The organism is Pseudoalteromonas sp. 2CM28B (assembly GCF_023161935.1).
Genome location: NZ_JALNTH010000004.1, coordinates 446,180 through 465,950, shown reverse-complemented (window position 1 = coordinate 465,950; position 19,771 = coordinate 446,180). Strand labels below are relative to the sequence as shown.

General features: G+C 42.5%; 14 protein-coding genes and 3 rRNA genes. 11 read left to right on the top strand and 6 right to left on the bottom strand.

The window, feature by feature from the left end; genetic code table 11:
* From MTN96_RS08890 to glsB, 4 genes are all read left to right on the top strand, one after another.
* Window positions 1–754, top strand: a 23S ribosomal RNA gene (locus MTN96_RS08890); the annotation flags it as partial.
* Window positions 755–956: 202 nt separating this feature from the next.
* A 5S ribosomal RNA gene (gene rrf, locus MTN96_RS08885) occupies window positions 957–1,071 on the top strand.
* A 63-nt stretch (window positions 1,072–1,134) separates the two neighbouring features.
* Window positions 1,135–1,249 (top strand): 5S ribosomal RNA (gene rrf / locus MTN96_RS08880).
* Between the two features lie 614 nt (window positions 1,250–1,863).
* Window positions 1,864–2,787 carry a glutaminase B gene (glsB, locus tag MTN96_RS08875; protein ID WP_004588579.1) on the top strand — a complete coding sequence of 308 codons (924 nt, stop codon included), beginning with the start codon at window positions 1,864–1,866 and terminating at the stop codon, window positions 2,785–2,787.
* A gap of 34 nt (window positions 2,788–2,821) precedes the next feature.
* Here the strand turns inward: glsB and MTN96_RS08870 are convergent, their stop codons facing one another.
* A complete protein-coding gene (locus tag MTN96_RS08870; RefSeq protein WP_004588578.1) occupies window positions 2,822–4,126 on the bottom strand; it encodes an inosine/guanosine kinase in 1,305 nt (434 codons plus the stop codon).
* A gap of 178 nt (window positions 4,127–4,304) precedes the next feature.
* Here MTN96_RS08870 and tadA point away from each other — a divergent pair, with 178 nt between their 5' ends.
* Window positions 4,305–4,808 carry a tRNA adenosine(34) deaminase TadA gene (gene tadA / locus MTN96_RS08865; protein WP_004588577.1) on the top strand — a complete coding sequence of 168 codons (504 nt, stop codon included), beginning with the start codon at window positions 4,305–4,307 and terminating at the stop codon, window positions 4,806–4,808.
* Here tadA and MTN96_RS08860 read toward each other — a convergent pair.
* Together MTN96_RS08860 and mltF are read right to left on the bottom strand one after the other, a co-directional pair.
* On the bottom strand, window positions 4,805–4,969 hold the full coding sequence (locus MTN96_RS08860) for a hypothetical protein (RefSeq protein ID WP_004588576.1): 165 nt from the start codon (window positions 4,967–4,969) through the stop codon (window positions 4,805–4,807). The two genes, tadA and MTN96_RS08860, sit on opposite strands and share 4 nt — an antisense overlap.
* 245 nt (window positions 4,970–5,214) lie before the next feature.
* The gene (gene mltF, locus MTN96_RS08855; protein WP_248531252.1) at window positions 5,215–6,723 is read right to left on the bottom strand and encodes a membrane-bound lytic murein transglycosylase MltF; all 1,509 of its coding nucleotides are present in this window, start codon (window positions 6,721–6,723) and stop codon (window positions 5,215–5,217) included.
* Between the two features lie 211 nt (window positions 6,724–6,934).
* Here mltF and purL point away from each other — a divergent pair, with 211 nt between their 5' ends.
* From purL to MTN96_RS08835, 4 genes are all read left to right on the top strand, one after another.
* On the top strand, window positions 6,935–10,825 hold the full coding sequence (gene purL, locus MTN96_RS08850) for a phosphoribosylformylglycinamidine synthase (RefSeq protein WP_248531250.1): 3,891 nt from the start codon (window positions 6,935–6,937) through the stop codon (window positions 10,823–10,825).
* A gap of 133 nt (window positions 10,826–10,958) precedes the next feature.
* Window positions 10,959–13,415 carry a YdbH domain-containing protein gene (locus tag MTN96_RS08845; protein WP_248531248.1) on the top strand — a complete coding sequence of 819 codons (2,457 nt, stop codon included), beginning with the start codon at window positions 10,959–10,961 and terminating at the stop codon, window positions 13,413–13,415.
* A 2-nt stretch (window positions 13,416–13,417) separates the two neighbouring features.
* Complete coding sequence (locus MTN96_RS08840) at window positions 13,418–13,615, top strand: YnbE family lipoprotein (RefSeq protein WP_004588572.1); 198 nt, start codon at window positions 13,418–13,420, stop codon at window positions 13,613–13,615.
* A gap of 10 nt (window positions 13,616–13,625) precedes the next feature.
* A complete protein-coding gene (locus MTN96_RS08835) occupies window positions 13,626–13,955 on the top strand; it encodes a YdbL family protein (RefSeq protein WP_004588571.1) in 330 nt (109 codons plus the stop codon).
* 37 nt (window positions 13,956–13,992) lie between these two features.
* Here MTN96_RS08835 and MTN96_RS08830 read toward each other — a convergent pair whose 3' ends face one another.
* Together MTN96_RS08830 and waaA are read right to left on the bottom strand one after the other, a co-directional pair.
* Window positions 13,993–14,541 (bottom strand): DUF1415 domain-containing protein, encoded by a 549-nt coding sequence (locus tag MTN96_RS08830; RefSeq protein ID WP_004588570.1) that lies wholly within the window; start codon window positions 14,539–14,541, stop codon window positions 13,993–13,995.
* Window positions 14,538–15,821 carry a lipid IV(A) 3-deoxy-D-manno-octulosonic acid transferase gene (gene waaA / locus MTN96_RS08825; protein WP_248531246.1) on the bottom strand — a complete coding sequence of 428 codons (1,284 nt, stop codon included), beginning with the start codon at window positions 15,819–15,821 and terminating at the stop codon, window positions 14,538–14,540. Before waaA ends, MTN96_RS08830 begins: the two co-directional genes overlap by 4 nt.
* Window positions 15,822–16,003: 182 nt before the next feature.
* On the opposite strand from waaA, the gene MTN96_RS08820 reads away from it, so the two are divergent.
* Together MTN96_RS08820 and hldE are read left to right on the top strand one after the other, a co-directional pair.
* A complete protein-coding gene (locus MTN96_RS08820) occupies window positions 16,004–16,594 on the top strand; it encodes an SIS domain-containing protein (RefSeq protein WP_004588568.1) in 591 nt (196 codons plus the stop codon).
* Entirely contained in the window at window positions 16,594–18,033 is a 1,440-nt protein-coding gene (gene hldE, locus MTN96_RS08815) for a bifunctional D-glycero-beta-D-manno-heptose-7-phosphate kinase/D-glycero-beta-D-manno-heptose 1-phosphate adenylyltransferase HldE (protein WP_248531240.1), read from the top strand. Before MTN96_RS08820 ends, hldE begins: the two co-directional genes overlap by 1 nt.
* 97 nt (window positions 18,034–18,130) lie before the next feature.
* Here the strand turns inward: hldE and MTN96_RS08810 are convergent, their stop codons facing one another.
* Window positions 18,131–19,636 carry a capsule assembly Wzi family protein gene (locus tag MTN96_RS08810; protein WP_248531254.1) on the bottom strand — a complete coding sequence of 502 codons (1,506 nt, stop codon included), beginning with the start codon at window positions 19,634–19,636 and terminating at the stop codon, window positions 18,131–18,133.
* Between the last annotated feature and the right edge of the window lie 135 nt (window positions 19,637–19,771).

Here is a 19,771-nt window from a genome sequence, read left to right as displayed (position 1 = left end):
TTGTGGAGTCGTCCTTGAAATACCACCCTTGTAGTTTTGATGTTCTAACGTTGGCCCCTGAATCGGGGTTACGGACAGTGCCTGGTGGGTAGTTTGACTGGGGCGGTCTCCTCCCAAAGAGTAACGGAGGAGCACGAAGGTTGGCTAAGTACGGTCGGACATCGTACGGTTAGTGTAATGGTAGAAGCCAGCTTAACTGCGAGACAGACACGTCGAGCAGGTACGAAAGTAGGTCATAGTGATCCGGTGGTTCTGAATGGAAGGGCCATCGCTCAACGGATAAAAGGTACTCCGGGGATAACAGGCTGATACCGCCCAAGAGTTCATATCGACGGCGGTGTTTGGCACCTCGATGTCGGCTCATCACATCCTGGGGCTGAAGTCGGTCCCAAGGGTATGGCTGTTCGCCATTTAAAGTGGTACGCGAGCTGGGTTTAGAACGTCGTGAGACAGTTCGGTCCCTATCTGCCGTGGGCGTTTGAGAATTGAGAGGGGTTGCTCCTAGTACGAGAGGACCGGAGTGAACGAACCGCTGGTGTTCGGGTTGTCATGCCAATGGCATTGCCCGGTAGCTACGTTCGGAACTGATAAGCGCTGAAAGCATCTAAGCGCGAAGCAGGCCTCGAGATGATTTCTCACTAGACTTTTAAAGTCTCTGAAGGGCCGTTGAAGACTACAACGTTGATAGGCAAGATGTGGAAGTGGTGTGAGCCATTAAGCTAACTTGTACTAATTACCCGTGAGGCTTAACCATACAACGCCAAACGCGTTTTGTGACAGAAACAAGCGACAGAAGTTAATAGCTAAAGTAGATAGATACTTAGACTTAAAAAATATTATCAGATATTTCCAAATTTATGAGGTGACTCTTAGCGCGTAGCGTTAACATTGAGGCACCTTGCGCAAAGGAAATAGTAGCACTACGTGCTTATCATTACTCCTTTGCACCTAATTTGCTTGGTAACCATAGCGTTTTGGACCCACCTGACCCCATGCCGAACTCAGTAGTGAAACGAAACAGCGCCGATGATAGTGTAGCATTTGCTATGTGAAAGTAGGACATTGCCAGGCTCCAAATTCAGTCGAAGGACTTAAAGCTTAATAGATAAAAATAAGAAAATTGAAAAGAATTTTCTTGGTAACCATAGCGTTTTGGACCCACCTGACCCCATGCCGAACTCAGTAGTGAAACGAAACAGCGCCGATGATAGTGTAGCATTTGCTATGTGAAAGTAGGACATTGCCAGGATTCAAATTAAAGAAACCCGTTACAGCGATGTAACGGGTTTTTTGCTGTCTGGGGTTTAGTAAGTAACCAAGAGCCCATGCCAAACTCAGTAGTGGCCGCTCCTGTACGCCGCGGCATTTGTATTCCTATATATCAAACGAATAGCTCTAAGACGAGCCCGACCAATGATAGTGTAGTATTTGCTATTTGACTCTCCACCGCTCTGGGCACTACGACATTGCCAGGATTCAAATTAAAGAAACCCGTTACAGCGATGTAACGGGTTTTTTACTGTCTGGGGTTTAGTAAAAAGCCAAGATCTCATGCCAACTCAGTCTCTGTAATGCCTGCCCTTGTATATCCTTTGAGCTATAACATTACTATCCTTATAGAAAGCTAAGCAATTATAGGTAAAGTCACGGCACACTGTGCTGAGTGTAATCAGTTTTTTATAGCCCCGCAAAATGATTAAGGCTTATTGTGGATTAGTATTGCTTTGATATAGAAAATATCACTTTGAAAATAAACATTAAGTTCATGCTTATCTGCTATTTTATTCATGTAACATAGCTAGGCGTGCAGAAGTTGCGCGTGTTAAAATCAAATTTTTATAAATACCAAAATAGAGGTGTCAATTGCCCACTGCTGACTACCAAACTGTACTAGATGAAATAGCACACGAAGTGCGCCCTTTGTTATCACAAGGTAAGGTTGCGGACTATATACCTGCACTTGCTGAGGTTTCTAGCGAGCAGTTTTCTATTGCTATTTATACCACTGATGGCGAAACCATTTGTGCGGGTGATTGCTCAAAACGTTTTACTATTCAGTCAGTTTCTAAAGTAATGACACTTACAATGGCGCTACAGCGCTATGGCGACGAGCTATGGCATCGGGTAGGCAAAGAGCCCTCAGGAACCGCGTTTAATTCTCTTACGCAGTTAGAGTTCGAAAAAGGCGTACCACGTAACCCTTTTATTAATGCTGGCGCGATTGTGACGTGTGATGCTTTGTACAGTCGATTATCAGCACCTCGCCACTCAATGCTTGAAACGTTTAGGTTACTTGCAGGTAATAGTGCAATAGTGATTGATAAAAAAGTGGCTAATTCTGAATACGAGTTTAGGCATAGAAATGCGGCAATGGCGCATTTAATGAAGTCGTTTGGTAATTTTGAGAATGACGTAGATGATGTACTTTGGTCTTACTTTAATTTTTGTGCGATTGAGCTTAACTGTATTGAGCTAGCTAGAGCGTATAACTTTTTAGCGAATAAAGGGGTTGATTACAGCTCGGGTAAGCGCGTTTTGAGTAGTCGCCAAAATAAACAATTAAATTCGATTTTATTCACCAGCGGCTTATATGATGCGGCAGGTGACTTTGGCTACAGAGTGGGAATGCCGGGTAAATCGGGTGTGTCAGGCACTATATTGGCGGTATTACCGGGTAAGTTTACAGTGGCAGTATATTCACCAGGGCTTAATGAATTTGGTAATTCTGTGGCGGGGATAGCAGCATTAGAGCTGCTATCTAAAAAGCTCGATATTTCGATTTTCTAAAATACCGCAATAGGGAGTACGTAAAGCTCCCTATTTATTGGTCCCAGTACACTTGCTCAAGGCAGTCTTCGCGCTCTGGCAACCCACGTGATAAACGTGGAGAGTGCTGTACTAATACCTCGTAACTTGCGCGGTTAGCGTACTTACTAATTTGTGCAAGAGAAGAGTAGGTAATGGCCTTTTGTTCGTGTTTTGCTGAGTTAGCGACATTTAACTTATGATAAACGTTTGCTGATAAATCGTGTAACACGGCAGCCAACGCACAATCGCCAGCACCATTGGTGTTTTTGATTGAATCAGGCCCACCCATGAATGGCGCCGTATGGCTATACGCTTTTATCGGGTTTTCGCAATCGGATTTTTTCATTGCACGAGAAAACTCATAGCGATTAAAATCGGCAATGGCACCTGGTAATAGTGGATACTCGGTTGCACGTTTAAAGCTTTCATCAACGTAACCGGCCATAAATAAGCCTTTTTCGCCAGCGGTACAAATAACTAAGTCTACCCAGTCAAGTGCTTTGTCTGCGGCTAATAGCGGGTCTTCAAAGCCAGTAATTGCTAACCCTTCTTCTTCGTTCATGGCAAGTATATCGACATGCTCGTTTACAAAGTTAGCCCACCAGGTTGGATCTTGCTCAATTAAAAACTTAGTGCCGAGTGTTAAAACTACCGGTACACCTGCATCGTTAGCGTATTTAACTGCTTGCATGGTTGCTTCAGTCATTGTTTCATCACCCTGTGTACGCATTAGGTAGGCGCTGATCACAAGTGCTGATGACTGCTCAATTAAGTGTTTATCGATAGACTCAGGCTTTAAGTGATTCATTAAACCGGCGCTAATTGCGAATGTACGCTCGCCTGTTTCATCAATTAAGGTAAAACAACGGCCAATAGGGCCATCTACTGGTTGTAAATAGTCTAAATCAACGCGGCTTGATGTGTTACATAAAAAGCGATAGGCATAGCTGCCAATTTTTATGTTTTCACTCATAACACCGAGCAATACTGAACGGTCATCTGCTAGTACAGAGTAGTTGTGCATTGTGTTACCAATGGTGCCACCGGCAAATTCGTAATCAACCATGTCGTTTAGTTTTAAACGGTCGTAAAGTGCGTTAGTAATATCGCTATCAATAACTTGCGACATTCCTCGGCGAAGTTGAAACTCGTCTAAAAAAGCCTGATCGACTTTGGCTTCAATATCAACAACGATCTGATCGATACCCGTAATGTAGCTACGTTGTAATCGCTCAGTTGCGTTTAGCTGATTAGTAAGTGGATCTTTAGCTTCCACTGGAAAATAATGTTTATGTCTGCGGCGTCCAGGAAATTTCATTTGCTACCTGTGTTGTGAGCTAAATAAAAAAAGCGTGAGATTATAGCGTAAATCACACTCTATGAGCCACGATAAACCACATTATTTTGTTTTATTTTTGCAATAATTTAATCAATTACGCATTTTAAACAGGCAAGTTGATATAATACCGAGAGAAAATTTATTTAAAGTAAGCACTATGAACGATCTTAAAAGCGATGAGTATTGGATGGAGCAGGCATTAGTTTATGCCAATAAGGCGCAGCAATTGGGCGAAATTCCGGTAGGAGCTGTCCTTGTGAAAGATAACACGCTTATTGCAGCGGGTTATAATCGTTCAATTACTGATAACGACCCCTCTGCGCACGCCGAAATGATTGCAGTGCGTGAAGGAGGGAGAGCTTTAAATAATTACCGTTTAATTGATTGCACTTTGTACGTTACGTTAGAGCCGTGCTCTATGTGTGCCGGGCTGTTAGTGCATAGCAGAATAAAGCGCCTCGTGTACGGTGCGCCTGATGCTAAAACAGGCTCGGCTGGGTCTATTATGAACTTATTGCAAGAGCCGAGGCTGAACCATCAAGTAGAAGTATTAGGTGGGGTGCTTGGTCAAACCTGTGGGAGTACTATTTCGGCGTTTTTTAAACAACGCCGAGAACAAATTAAAGCGGCTAAAAAAGCAGCTCGCCAAATTAGTGACTAGTTAGCCTTATCTGAATCTACTTCTATCATTTGCTGCATAGCAAACATACGACGACGCCAAATAATTTTTTTATGTAAGTTACGTAGCATAATACGACGTCTGGTGGCTGTTGAATGAATAATATTGCGTTTTAGTTTTTGCGTGCGTCTACGTTTTAGCATGTGTTCTCCTAATGCGTGAGAGTGAGAAAGGCACAAGATATATATTAAAAATCAGGTAAATATACTATAAACACACATTAGTGATCATTTCATGACAAGTAAACAGATTTTTAATTTAGTTACTAGAGTGGTTAGGCCTGAAGGGGAAATTAGCGCCTGTTAAAACGAGGAAAGAATCGTTTAATGCCCACATTTTAATGTTTCACAGGCCTGAATAGCCCATTTAAAACGTAAATATAAACGCTTTACTGAGACTGCTGCGTGTTATTTTCACCTTGCTTACTTTTTTCTTCAGGTGAAAGCGAAGGGGTAGGTTCGGTTTTATCGTTGTTTATAGGCTCTTTACTTGGTTGAGCTGCTTTTTCAACTTCAGGTGCTTCAGGTTCTGATTCTGGCTCTGGCTCTAGGGCATTATTTTCATCAAGCCATACAAGTGCATCGTAATACCTGCGAATGTTATCAACATATTTTACCGCAACATCTCCACGCGCATAGCCGTAACGGGTTTTACGGTAATAACGTTTTTTGATTAAAAGTGGTAAGCGCTTTTTAACGTCGGCCCATTTATCAGGGCTCGCCCCTTGTTGTTCGGTAATAATGCGCGCGTCGTTAACGTGCCCCCAACCTACATTATAGGCTGCCAGTGCAAGCCAAGTTCTATCGGGCTGCGGGATTCTATCGGGGATGCGTTTAACGAGCTTAGCTAAGTATTTAGCTCCGCCACGGATGTTTTGCTCTGGCTCTAACCTATTTGTTACGCCCACTTGTTTAGCGGTACTGCGTGTCAGCATCATAATGCCTCTTACACCTGTAGGCGATTTAGCGCGAGGGTTCCACATAGATTCTTGGTAGCTAAGCGCAGCAAGTAAGCGCCAGTCAAGGCTACCTGCATATTGCTCAAACCAAGGCCTGTAAGTGGGGAGCGTTTCTTTTATAGCCTCTATGTATGCAAGCGTATTAACGTAGTTAAACTGGCGTACGTGCCCAAAGTACTTTTCTTCGAGCACATACAGTTGGTTACTTTGTTTTACGTCACCAAAAAAGGGCACTAGCAGTGCATAAAGCGAATCATCTTTTGATTTATTAAGGATCCAAGCTATGGGGTCATTTCGGGTAACTGAAAAGCCGATACTTAAATTTGGGTGGTAACGTCGAAACAGCGAAAGCGTGTGTGAGTCGGCGAGGGTGTAATCTATTTCGCCATCGATAACGGCTTGTAAAAGCTCCTCTTCATCGAGTTCTTCGGTTTCTTGCCAAGTTAAATCTGGGTTACTCTTTTTTATTTTTTGTAAGGTTAAAGAGTGGCTACTTTTGGCTATAACTGTAAAGTTTCCATCAAGGTCGTCAAATTCACGTGGGCGAACTCGACCTTGTTTATAAACCAACTTTTGGCTAATTGTTCTGTAAGTGGGGCCATAGCGGTATTGCTGTGCACGCACTTTGTTGTAGGTAAGTCCTGAGGCTATTAAGTCTAAATCGCCGCTTTCAAGGCGCTCAAACATATCGGATAAATTAAAAAACGGTACTATTTCTAGTTCAACACCTAGGTAGTCGGCAAAAGCTTGAGATAGCTCGTATTCAAAACCTTGCTCGCCTTGCACGGCTTGGTAGTAGTTGCTGGCACTGGCAAGGGTACCTACACGTATTTTGTTTTGTGCTTTAATTTGGGCAAGTTGAGTTTGTTGCTCCTGCATATTACACGCACACAACAACATAACTAAAGTGATGATAATTATTAGCTTTTCTTTCAACATTAACCGCCCCATAAAGCTCATACCCCGTTATACCAAAACTTCACTATGGCGTCACTTAGCGTTTAGCTTTTATTGGTAATTTTGCTGCTGTTTATATAAATAAAAAGTTAATTTTCTGAAAAGCGTAATTTGGAGTTAAAACTCGGTGCTACATAGACTATAATGCCCGCCTAAAATATCGTTCAATCCCTAACCCCGGATGAAATTATCTATGTTGATCCTTCGTGGTGCACCAGCACTTTCAGAGTTCAGAGTTAATAAAATTTTAGCGCGTTGCAAACTATCGCAACTTCCAGTCACCAATGTATATGCCGAGTATGCACATTTTGCCGATTTAACCTCGCCTTTGAGTGTTGATGAGCAAACTAAGCTTGAAAAACTACTTACTTACGGTCCAACTATTGCCGAGCATACCCCAGCTGGCACACTTATTTTAGTTACCCCTCGCCCTGGCACCATTTCACCATGGGCATCTAAAGCAACTGACATAGCGCATAACTGTGGCCTTAAACAGGTTCACCGTGTTGAGCGTGGTATTGCTTATTACGTAGAAGGTGAACTAAGTGCAGAGCAGCTTGCTCAAGTAACGGCGTTATTACACGACCGTATGACTGAGGCAACGCATAGCGAACTTGCTTCTGCAGCTCAGTTATTCCGCAATGACTCACCTCGCGAAATGTCATCAGTTGACATTTTAGGTGGCGGGCGCGAAGCGTTGGCTGCGGCAAACGTTGAACAAGGTTTTGCGCTTGCTGATGACGAGATAGACTACTTAGTAGAAAACTTTAAAAAGTTAGGCCGTAACCCTAACGACATAGAGTTATTTATGTTTGCGCAAGCAAACTCAGAGCATTGCCGTCATAAAATATTTAATGCTGATTGGACAATTGATGGTATTGAGCAGCCTAAATCGCTGTTTAAAATGATCAAAAATACATTTGAGCACAATCCTGAAAATGTGCTGTCGGCGTACAAAGATAACGCAGCAGTAATGAAGGGCTCAAAAGCGGGTCGTTTCTTCCCGAATGCGCAAGGTGAATATGCGTATCATCAAGAAGACATAGAAATTTTAATGAAGGTAGAAACCCATAACCACCCAACAGCTATAGCACCATTTTCAGGTGCGGCTACAGGCTCAGGTGGTGAAATTCGCGATGAAGGCGCAACAGGCCGCGGCTCTAAGCCAAAAGCGGGTTTAGTTGGTTTTACTGTTTCTAACTTACGTATTCCGGGTTACGAGCAACCGTGGGAAAGCGACTTTGGTAAGCCTAATCGTATCGTAAATGCGCTTGATATTATGATGGACGGCCCTTTAGGTGGCGCGGCATTTAATAATGAGTTTGGACGTCCTAACTTATTAGGTTACTTCCGTACCTACGAAGAAAAAGTAACAAGTCACAATGGTGAAGAGGTGCGTGGTTACCACAAGCCTATTATGCTTGCAGGTGGTTTAGGTAATATTCGTGCTGATCATGTTCAAAAAGGGGATATTCCAGTCGGTGCAAAACTTATTGCACTAGGTGGCCCTGCAATGAACATTGGTTTAGGCGGCGGTGCAGCATCAAGCATGGCATCGGGCCAATCAAACGAAGATTTAGATTTTGCTTCTGTACAGCGTGAAAACCCAGAAATGGAACGCCGTTGCCAAGAAGTGATCGATAAGTGTTGGCAACTAGGGGATGAAAACCCAATTGCGTTTATACATGATGTAGGCGCTGGTGGTTTATCTAATGCGTTTCCTGAGCTTGTAGATGATGGTGGCCGTGGTGGTAAATTCCAACTACGTGATATTCCTAACGATGAGCCGGGCATGGCCCCACACGAAATTTGGTGTAACGAATCGCAAGAACGTTATGTACTGGCTGTTGCTGTTGAAGATTTTGATCGCTTTGAAGCCATTTGTAAGCGCGAACGTGCGCAGTACGCAGTAATAGGTGAAGCCACAGAAGAGCGCCACTTAACTGTTGCCGACAGCCACTTTGATAACAGCCCTGTTGATTTGCCGCTTGATGTATTATTAGGTAAAGCACCTAAAATGCATCGCGATGTAACTTCAAAGCAAGTTACCGGTAAGGCAATTGATGCAGAGTCGATTGATATAGCTGAGGCTGCTCAGCGTTTATTACGCTTACCTACTATTGCAGAAAAAACATTCTTAATTACTATTGGCGATCGCTCGGTTACCGGTTTAGTAGCACGAGATCAAATGGTGGGCCCTTGGCAAGTACCTGTGGCTAACTGTGCAGTTACCGCAGCAACGTACGACACTTACCACGGTGAAGCTATGTCACTGGGTGAGCGCACGCCGGCAGCACTATTAAATTACGGTGCATCGGCGCGTTTAGCCGTGGCAGAGTCACTAACCAATATTGCCTGTGCCAACATTGGTAGCCTAGAGAACATTAAGCTATCGGCTAATTGGATGGCTGCAGCAGGTCACCCTGGTGAAGACGCCGGCCTTTACGAAGCTGTAAAAGCGGTAGGCGAAGAGCTTTGTCCTGCGCTTGGTTTAACTATACCTGTGGGTAAGGATTCTATGTCGATGAAAACGACATGGAAAAACGAGGATGATAGTGCTGAGCAATCAGTTACTTCTCCGTTATCACTTATTATTACTGCCTTTGGTCGTGTTGACGACGTGCGTAAAACAGTGACTCCGCAGTTACGTACTGATAAAGGCGATACATCACTTATTTTAGTTGACTTAGGCGCGGGTAAAAACCGACTGGGCGCATCAAGCCTTGCACAGGTTTACAAGCAGCTTGGTGATGTTACTCCAGATGTTGACAGCCCTGAGCTACTTAAAGGCTTTTACAATGCCATGCAAGCACTTGTCGCTGATAGCAAGCTACTTGCTTATCATGACCGCTCAGACGGTGGTTTATTTACTACTGTAACTGAAATGGCATTTGCTGGGCACACCGGTGTGACTGTTGATTTAGCGGGTTTAACCGGGACAGACCTAGAAGCACTTTATAACGAAGAGCTTGGCGCGGTAATTCAAGTTGCTAACAGCGATTTAGATGCCGTAAATGCTGTATTTGAACAACACGGTGTTGCTGCAATTAGCCACGTGATTGGCTCGCTTAATAGCGACGATAGCATTGTATTTAACCGCGGTGAGAAAACAGTACTTAATCATACTCGTACTAAATTACGTACTATTTGGGGCGAAACAACGTACCAAATGCAAGCACGTCGTGATAACCCTGATTGTGCTAAGCAAGAATTTGATGCCAAGTTTGATGCAAAAGATCCAGGCTTAAACGTAAAACTTAACTTTGACTTAAACGAAGATATAGCCGCACCGTACATTGCAACGGGCGCTAAGCCGCAAATGGCTATTTTACGTGAGCAAGGCGTTAACTCGCATTTAGAAATGGCTGCTGCGTTTAACCGTGCTGGTTTTGCCGCTGTTGATGTACACATGAGCGATATCCTCGAAGGGCGTTTAACCCTTGAGCAATTTAAAGGCTTAGTGGCATGTGGTGGTTTCTCTTATGGTGACGTATTAGGCGCCGGTGAAGGCTGGGCTAAGTCTATATTGTTTAACGATATGGCACGCGATCAGTTCCAAAACTTCTTCCATCGTGAAGACACCTTTAGCTTAGGTGTGTGTAATGGTTGTCAAATGTTATCAACATTGAAAGAGTTAATTCCGGGTACTGAGCATTGGCCACGTTTTGTAACAAATAAGTCAGAGCGTTTTGAAGCACGCTTTAGCTTAGTTGAAATACAAGAAAACCCGTCTGTATTCTTTAATGGAATGGCTGGGTCGCGTATGCCAATTGCTGTATCTCATGGTGAAGGCCATGCAGAATTTGCAAACGATGCTGCCACTAAAGCTGCGCTTGAAAGCGGCACTGTTGCGGTTAAATTTGTAGATAACTACGGTAATCCGACAACGCAATACCCGGCTAACCCGAATGGTTCACCAGAGGGTATTACCGGTATTACCTCTACTGATGGCCGTGCCACTGTAATGATGCCGCACCCTGAGCGCGTATTCCGCGCTGTTGCTAACTCGTGGCACCCAGATGAGTGGAAAGAGGATAGCCCATGGATGCGTATGTTCCGAAACGCACGTAAAAATGTAGGTTAAAAACGACATATACAAGTTAGATTCATAATCTAGCTGTAAAATAAAAAAGGCTGCACTGTGCAGCCTTTTTTGATTGCGTAGATTTAAAATTACGATAGTTTGTAAGGTATGAATAAAAGCTTATAAGGATAGTATGTTAAAGCGCATTGGTTTAATTATGGGTGCTGTATTGCTAAGTATAGTTTTGCTTGGCTATGTATTTCGTTTGCCACTATTACAATGGGCTGTAGCGCCTGAACTTGAAAAAGCAGGTGTTACCTTAAGCTGCTTAGATTTTTCGCTTACGAGTAAGTTAAATGTGCACGTACAAAAAGCCTGTTTAAGTTACCAAAATCAAGAGCTTGCTCTTACAGGTATTACTGCTAATACTAAGCATGTTAAAGTTAAACACGCAGTACTTAATGTAAATCCATTTCCTCAAAGTAGTAAAACAAGCACTGCTGCCACAATTTTAGATTTAGCGCTTCCTGAAAAAAGGCCAACAATTACAGTTGAGCATTTAACTATACACAGTGCGCTTTTAAAGCGCCCGCTAATGCTAAATATCACCGAGCCCACGCTTAACCAGTTTGTAGTAAATGGTGATTTAAACGCAAGCGCAACGCTTTACAATAATAAGGTACAAGGGCAGCTTAAAATAAATGATGGATTAGTGAAGCAACTACTTAAAACAGATAATGAGTTATTAAGTGGACTTAGCTTTAATACAGCGCAGGCATTTAGCTTTAACGGGGTAGAGGCAAGCCTTAGTGGTGATTTACAAGCCCAGTATGACTATAAAATACAAAGCTGCGATATAACAAACAGCTCCAAAGGTGTGCTAAGTGCTACCTATATTTTAAATAGCCAAAACCTTGAGCTTGACCCAAGCAAGCTTAAAAACAATGTAAAACTTAGTAATAACTGCCAATCTCTTATTCCTGAAAGTGCCTACAAGTCATTTGCTGTAAAGCAGCTTCCACTTAATTGGCAATGGGCTTTAGCTAAACCAATTAACTTTGCACATAACAACCTAACCTTACCGTTAATAACGCTCAAAAGCGCAGAGCAAGCCAAGCAAAATATAGATATAACGTTTACAGATACGTTTATAAATACTGCTGCACCGTTACAAAGCGCCCGCACACAGCTAAAGGCACAGCTACATACGGATGAAATAGACGCTATAACGCTAAATACGCAGCTTAAAAACGCTCAATTAAGCGGTAATTACGATATTGCCCTTACCGCTTTGCCTGAATTTTTACCGGCTGAGGCTAATAATATTAAAGCCAAGGGGGACTTTACAGTCACTCAACTTATTGACTTTAAGCCAGAAGGTAGCGCACGTATTGAGTTAAGCGTTGATAGCGCAGCTGCTTATGGCAGCGCTCTTAACGGCTACACAGGTAACCTTGAAGCAAGTATGAATGAAAAGCTCGATGCAAAAGTAACGCTTAAAAGTAAGCTTAAAAGCGTGCAATACAGCGAGTATAAACTTACTGGTATTAATAACACCCTTAATGCAAGAGCAAACTTAGGTGTGGGTGAGTTATTTGCTCACTTAAATGCAAACACCCAAATAAATACACTCATTAGTCCAAATATCGATTTAAATACAATAAACGTAACGTCAACCGGGCTGCAAAGTCGCGCGCTTGAAGCGTCTCATCATGTATTTGTAAATGGTGTTGAGCTGGTGGCCAATCACCATGTTTCAAAGGTAGCGCATCCGTTTGAAGTGATTATACCAGAGCAAAGTGTGCTTTCGTTAAATTCAATCGTTAGCCAATTTGAACCGTTAGCTCAGCTAACCCAAGGAAAATTGGGTGGGCGTATAAGTGGTGATGTGAATTTACAAAAAGCAAATTTTACTATAACGATGACTGATACCAGTGCACTGTATAACGACTACTTAGCTAATCAATTTAGTATGCAGCTAGGTGGGCAGTACGATTCAGGGCAGCTTAATGTTGCCCCTACTACCTTTAATCTTAATGAATTACGTGCAGGCGCTGTAGTTAAAAGTATCACTGGTAATATTAAAGTGGTTAATAATAGCGCGCTGGCCTTTGATGTTGAAGGCGATATTTTTGGTGGTAAATTTTCTTTAGATAAATACACGCTTTTAAAGCAGCAGCAAACAGCTAATGTTACGTTTGAAAATGTTGATGCCAGTAAATTAATAACGCTTGACGATAAGTCGGGTATTACCCTAACAGGTAGGCTAAAAGGGTCGTTGCCGTTTTATTTTGATGACACAGGGGTTGAGGTAAAAAATGGCAGCCTAACCAATCAAGGCCAAGGGAAGCTTATTATTAGTAATAACGAAGCGTTTGACGCTGTTATGCGTCAGCAACAAGAGTTACAACCTGTGCTTGGGTTGCTCAAAAACCTTGATATACAAAAACTTAATAGTACAGTAGCGCTTAAAAGTGATGGCTGGTTAAACTTAGGTGTTAACTTACAAGGCTTTAATGAGCCAGAGCAGCAACAAGTTAACTTTAATTATAATCACGAAGAAAACGTGTTTACGTTGCTAAGAGCGCTTAGACTGAGCGACGAAATAACGCAAAAAGTTGAGCAGCAATACTCTAAAAAAGGAAACTAATGATGAAAAATTTGTTGAGCATTAAGGCCGTTATTGCACTTGCTGCTATTAGCGCTTTAAGCGCATGTACCCACAGAGTAGAGGTGGCAGCGAAAGAGCCGATAACGATCAATCTAAATGTAAAAGTAGATCACGAAATTCGAGTAAAAGTAGATAAAGAACTCGATAACTTATTCAGTGACGACAGTGAATTATTTTAGGAGCTAAATGATGACTATAAAAAATAAATTAAGTATTGCTACTCTAGTAAGTGCGGTATGTTTGTCGTTTTCGGCGTGGGCTATTAGTTTAGATGATGCTAAAAACCAAGGCTTAGTGGGTGAAGATAGCTCAGGTTACTTAGGGCTTGTGGTACAAAACAGCGAGGCAAAAGCCGTGGTTGAAGAAATTAACGCTAAACGTAAAGCACAGTATTTAAAGCTGGCTAAAAAGAACGATTTATCGCTGGCACAAGTAGAAGCACTCGCAGCAGCTAAAACAATCGAAAAGACCAAAAGTGGCCACTATATTGAAGTGAATGGTAACTGGGTTAAAAAGTAATACAAGCAGCTAAACATATTACGTAAAAACCGAGCGTTTAGGCGCTCGGTTTTTTTATATTTGCTAAAAGTTGCTGCCAAAAGTCGAATCCTTTGCGCCTTGCAAGCTTTATATTGTGCTCTGGTATAGATTCAGGCTCGTTATAGTGATCAAGCGCTTCGCTCATACTCAGTTCGCGAATTAAATGCAGTGTAGGGTAGGGGGCTCGGTTAGTGTAATTTGCCGCATCATCTTCATCGCTGTCGGCAAACACGTAATCGGGATGAAAATTAGCAATTTGGTATTTACCTTCAAACCCTTGCGCTACCAGTAAGGCATTGGCTAAATCGACTAAATCTAAAAAGTCTTCAAAATCGCTAAAGCCGTTATCAAACAGTATTAATGTGGTTTCGCGCTCTGGATTTTGATCAAGCTGCACACACTGCTCTAGCATGTCCATTACAGCGTCATCAATTTTTGTTGCAGGGCTAAGCACATAATGAATACAGTTGTTTTCTACTTCTTTACGGGCAAATGGGCAAAAATTATATTTTACAATAACGGATGATACCCACTCGCGGGTTTGGGCGATTGCTTGATGAGTCATGCTTTTGGCTCTAAATACTGATTTATAATGGTTAATGTTTTTTCAATGGCGCCTTGGTTTTTTACTACACATTGCTGCGCTTTAATACCCAAGCTTTGGCACGCTTTGGTGTTTTGGCTTAAATTAATTAATTGTTTAGCAAGCTCATCGGTATTTTCAACAACGACAGCCCCTTTAAGTTTAATTAGCTCAGGGTAGATATGATCAAAATTATACGTGTGTGGGCCTGTAATAACACCAACCGAAAAAGCAGCAGCTTCAAGTGGGTTGTGCCCACCTCGGCGAATTAAACTACCGCCTATGTAACTTACATTCGCTGCGCCATATAAACACTGAAGTTCGCCCAGTGTATCAGCTAATAGTACCTGCTCGTTTTGATAGTTATTGTTGCTGCGACGACTAAAGCTAAGTGGGCTTTGAGTTAGCGTATCGGCTACTTTATCAAATTGCTCTGGGTGACGCGGTGCTATAACTAAAAGTGCATTAGGGTATTTTTTTAATAGCTGCTGATGGGCGTTTAATATCATTTCGTGTTCAAGCGGGTGAGTAGAGCCTGCTACCCATACAAAACGTTCTTTGGTTTTATATTCGGCTTTAAGATTTGCAACTTTAGTTAGTTGCTCATTGCTTGGCGTAATGTCGAACTTTATTGAGCCTGTAACATGGCTCTTTGAAGGGGGTAAACCAAGTTCAATAAAGCGCTTAGCATCATTTTTATTATGACTTGCAAGCACTGAAATTGAACGCATAATTATATGCGTTAACCCTGCCACCTTTTGATACCCCTGTTGCGATTTTTCGCTTAGGCGAGCATTAAGCACTAATACCGGTATATTCTTTTTATGGCTTATTGCCATTAAATTAGGCCACAGCTCAGTTTCTAAAATACACAGTGCTTGTGGATTTACGCGCTTTAAAAATCGAGCGCTCGAACCTGCAAAGTCTATAGGTAAATAACAACACGCCACGGTATTTTTAAATTGTTCACTAATTTGCGCACGCCCGGTCGGAGTATTGCAGGTAATAAGTATATTAAACTGCGGGTGTTGTTTTTGTAGTGCTTTAATCAGTGGCGCTGCAGCAAGGACCTCACCTACAGAAGCGCAGTGGAACACAACCGGTTTAGCGCTATTATTAAATAAGTGTTTGCTAATAAAACCAAAGCGCTCTTTAAAGTGCGCGCGGTAGCCTTTATTTTTTTTACCTCTTAGTACATACAAGTAAAATACAATCAGTGGGCTAATTAAAATTAAAGCGAGTGAGTATAAAATGCGTGCCATACTGAACTTTTATTAAGGTAAGTGGCGCTAGTTTAACGCGAAAGTGATAATTTCTGAACATGTGAAGCACTAAATTATAATTCAGTTCAGCTATATTCCCATAAAATACACACAACTAAATAAAACTATGGAATAATGGATTTAATTTTTTCCTGCCATTTCAGTTCCTAGAGGAATTTTTCATGTCAATTATCGATTCTGTGGCAACAAGCTACGTTGAAAGTTTAAACCGTCATCAAGCCTTATTTGAAACGATGGAGGCTTATCATCAAGAGTCTATGCAATTATTAGAAGCGTGCCACAGTGCATTGCAAGCTGGTGGTAAGGTTATTTGGTTTGGCAACGGCGGAAGTGCTGCCGATGCACAGCATTTAGCTGCCGAATTTGTCGTGCGTTATAAGTTAGAGCGTGGCCCTCTTGCCTCAATGGCGCTGACCACAGATACCTCAATATTAACTGCGCACAGTAACGACTACCACTTTGATACGGTATTTGAACGCCAAGTTCAGGCTTTATGTAAACCAGAAGATTTAGTGATTGGTTTAACAACCTCAGGTACCAGCGCCAATATTAATTTAGCACTGGAAGCAGCTAACAAAATTGGCGCGTTTACGGTTGCCTTAACCGGTCGCGAGGGCGGTAAAGTAAAAGACATTGCTAAGTTGCCCATTATTATAAAAAATGATGAAACAGCCCGCATCCAAGAGGCACACATGTTTATTGGCCACTGGTTATGTGAAGCTATTGATATGGTTGTTGCGGAGCAGCAGTAATGGATTTATCGCTATTAAAAAACTTATCTAAAGCGCGTATTTTAGTTGTTGGCGATGTCATGCTAGACCGTTACTGGTATGGCGATACAGGGCGTATTTCGCCAGAGGCTCCAGTACCCGTTGTTAAAGTAAGCAAGTTTGAAGATAAAGCGGGTGGCGCTGCAAATGTTGCAAAAAACATTGCGCGACTTGATGCCAAAGTGGGCTTACTTGGTTTAATTGGTGAAGATGAAAGCGGGCAAATCTTAGAAACTATTTTAAAGGGTGAAAAAATACATTCACAGCTTGTTAGTGTATGCGATTTACCCACTATTTCTAAAATGCGTGTAATTAGCCGCCATCAACAACTTGTGCGCCTAGATTTAGAAGAGACCTTTAGCGAGCAGCATAGCCAGTTGTTATTAAACCGTTTAGAGCTGGTGCTTGATGATTACGACTTTGTGGTATTTTCTGATTACAGCAAAGGCTCGCTGAGCTTAATTAAAGAAATGGTTAGCGTTGCTAAAGCGGCGGGTAAAACAGTGCTTATAGATCCTAAATCGCCCGATTTACACTTATACGAAGGCGCAGACTATATTACCCCTAATTTACATGAATTTAATTTGGCTGGGGGTAAAACAGGCTCTGAAGAAATATTAGCACAAAGCGCGCGTGAGCTAATTAGTAAAAATGGTATTAAAGCCATGCTACTTACACGCTCTGAGCAAGGTATGTCATTAATTAATGCCGATGAAAAACACGACTTTGCAGCGCAGCAGCTAGAAGTAAGTGATGTAACTGGCGCAGGCGATACTGTTATAGCCACGCTTGCAGTGATGCTCGGGGCAGGTATGGAGCCTAAAGATGCGGTAGAAATTGCTAATTTAGCCGCAGGCATTGTAGTAAGTAAATTGGGTGCGGCAACGGTTTCACCAGAAGAGCTTAGCCAAAAGCTTGGCCAATATTTGCATATCAATGGCGAGCACTACCAAACTCCGTTTGACGATGTGCTGCAACACATTGAGTTTGCTAAACAAAATGGCGAAACGATAGTGTTTACCAATGGCTGTTTTGATATTTTACACGCAGGCCACGTACGCTATTTAGCCCAAGCTAAAGCGCGTGGAGATAGACTCGTTGTTGGTTTAAATAATGATGATTCAATTACGCGTTTAAAAGGCCCTGAGCGCCCTATAAATCCACTTAATGAGCGCGCAATGGTATTAAGTGCACTCGCCTCTGTAGATTGGGTAATTCCCTTTGGCAGCGCGGACGAAAACGACACACCGGCTAAATTAATCGAGCAAATAAGCCCCGATATTTTAGTTAAAGGTGGTGATTACACCGTAGAGCAAATAGCTGGAGCCGATCATGTGCTACGCCTTGGTGGCAAAGTAGAAGTGCTGACATTTTTAGATGGTTGTTCAACCTCTAAGGTGATTAGCAAAATAAAGCAGTAATATTTGCTGATTAAATAAAAAGGGTTGAAAACGCAGTTTTCAACCCTTTTTTTGTTATAAATAGCTGGCTTTAAAATGCTATTTTTAAATATACGGTTTAAAAATTATATTCGTACTTAGCAAACGCTGATGTGTCGTTTTCTGCGCCATCGTTGTTTGATGCAAAAGCGCCGAGCGTTAAGCGCCCACCCATAGCCAGCTGCCTGTAGCGTAGCTCAACTTGTTTTGAGTTATAACCGGTTTTGGTAATTGTATTACCTAAATCGGGGTTACTAGGGTAACGGTCGAGATTATCGCTGTTGTAATCCACACTACGTAGTTTTACTTGCCAGTCATCGCCATTTGAAAGCTGACCTAAAAGTGTTAATACCACTGACTGTGCATCATTATCAAAGGTTGAGCCAATAGTGCGGCCGTGGTAACGATAGCCCGATTTATAATCGGAATGTTCGTAGTAGCAGTTTTCACTGGTTGATTCGGCCGAGCACGATACACCTGTATCTATGTATTCAACGTTAACGAGCACATTTTGATTGTAAATGCGCTGCGTAGTTTGTACGCCAAATAAGTACGCTCTGTCGGCAGGTTTGAATTGCGAGCTGGCATCTTCGCCAATTGTACTTGCGTAGATTGCATAGGGGTGACTAAATAAAGTGTCAGACCAACGCACATCTATGCCAGCAAGCTGATTACCAATTTTAGTCTCTAGTGAGCTATCACAATTTTCATTGCCATCAATACAACTAGTTTGCCCAGTAATAACATCAATAAAATCACCTGCTGAGCTTGGTTGGCCTTCACCGGCCCACTGCGCAGACCAACTTAAAGCAATTTCAAGCTGTTGCATCGGGCGAAAGTTAACACGACTACTCCAAAGCAGCGCATCAGGAATAACGCGGGTCGATTCTAACTTTGCCATTTGCGCGGTAAAGCTCCATTGCCCAAGCCAACTTAACCAAGGCGTTTCAAACGCTGTGCTTTGCTCACGGGTTACACTTAGTGCCGGCAGTGGCTTTGCATTACCCGACATAATTAAACTGTTATCAACACCTGGGCCCCAAAACTGCTCTACGGCACCGGCTCTAAAAATCCAATTGCCCAAGCGGTAGGCTAAGTAGCTATCGTCAAATGAGGTATCGTTACAATCTTCAAGTGCTTGTTCGTTAGTGGCTATATCATCGGTTGTTTTGCCATTAACTAAACATTGCTTACCATCGTTACGGTAATTAATGGCTACCTTCGCCGCAAAGTTATCGCCAAGGTAGGCGTAGGCCGCAGAAAGCTCAGATTCTTGTGTGTTGGTTGCCCCAAAGCTGGTGGCTATAATTGGGTCTGATGCGGCAAACGCTGAGAGTTGTACACTGTGCGAGCTGCTGTTTTCTGACTTATAACGATGTTTTACACGAAGCAGTGCATCTTGCAGGCTGGGAGATAAAAGTTCAAGCTTGCTCGATTCTAGCTCGCCAATAAAGCTTTTCCACATTAGCGGGTAGGTGGTTACAGGCGCTAAAATAACACCGGCATCAGCCAGTTGTTGAATGTCGGCACGTAGACCGTAATCGTCTGGCTTTACCCAGGGCTCTGCCGTTACTGATGCGCTCATAGCGCAAAAAAGAGAAGAAAGTAGAAAGATTCTGTTTCGCAAAGTTCAGATCCTTGTGATTAAGATTGCGGCTAAGTTTACCAATCTAACATGGCTATTGCAGTAAATAATCTATTTTAGGGCGTTAAATTTGTG